We start from the raw sequence: 838 nt of genomic DNA, 5'->3' as shown, positions 1-838 counted from the left end.
TGGTCGGCGCTGCGCACCGCGCGGCGGCTCGGCATTCCGGTGGCCTCCGGGCTGCACACCCGCTTCGATGAATATCTGGCCGATTACGGCGCACCCTGGCTGCGGAGCACCGCACTGGCATGGATGCGGCGCTTCCACAACCAGTGCCAGGCCACCCTGGTCCCCACCCGCGAACTGCAGCAGTTCCTGCAGCACAAGGGCTTCGTCCGCGCCCGCCTGCTGGCCCGGGCGGTGGATGGCCGCCAGTTCGATCCGTGCCAACGCGATCCCGCGCTGCGCGCCGACTGGGGCATCGAAGGCGAGGGGTTCGTGGCGATCCACGTCGGCCGGATCGCCGCCGAAAAGAACCTCGGGCTGGCGGTCAAGGCGTTCCGCCGGATCCAGCAGGTCCAGCCGCGGGCGCGGTTCGTCTGGGTGGGCGATGGCCCGCTGCGCGAGCGGCTGGCGTATGAAAACCCGGACTTCATCTTCTGTGGCATCCAGCGCGGCCAGGCGCTGGCCCGGCACTTTGCCAGCGGTGACCTGTTCCTGTTCCCCAGCCGCAGCGAAACCTTCGGCAATGTGACCCTGGAGGCCATGGCCAGCGGCGTGGCGACGGTGGCTTTCAACTACGGCGCCGCAGGCGAGCATCTGCAAAACGGTCACAGCGGGGTGGCGGTGGACAACGAGCAGACCTTCATCGCCGCCGCCGTGCAGCTGGCCGGCGATGACGAGATGCGTGCCACGCTCGGCGCCAACGCCCGCCGCGCGATGCAGCGGCTGCATCCGGAACAGGTCGTGGCCCAGTTCGAGGCGCTGCTGCAGGAGCTGGCCGCGCAAAGGCACACCGATGCGGCCG

General features: G+C 69.9%; 1 protein-coding gene. It reads left to right on the top strand.

Features of this window, described 5'->3' with window-relative positions; all coding sequences use genetic code 11:
- On the top strand, positions 1-838 hold an 838-nt coding region (locus JCM9942_RS17135), incomplete at both ends, for a glycosyltransferase family 4 protein (protein WP_054661023.1).

This window comes from Stenotrophomonas pictorum JCM 9942, from assembly GCF_001310775.1.
GTDB classification, from domain to species: Bacteria; Pseudomonadota; Gammaproteobacteria; order Xanthomonadales; family Xanthomonadaceae; genus Stenotrophomonas; species Stenotrophomonas pictorum.
Note: the sequence above shows the minus strand (reverse complement) of the source record. Positions and strands in the feature narration are given on the sequence as shown.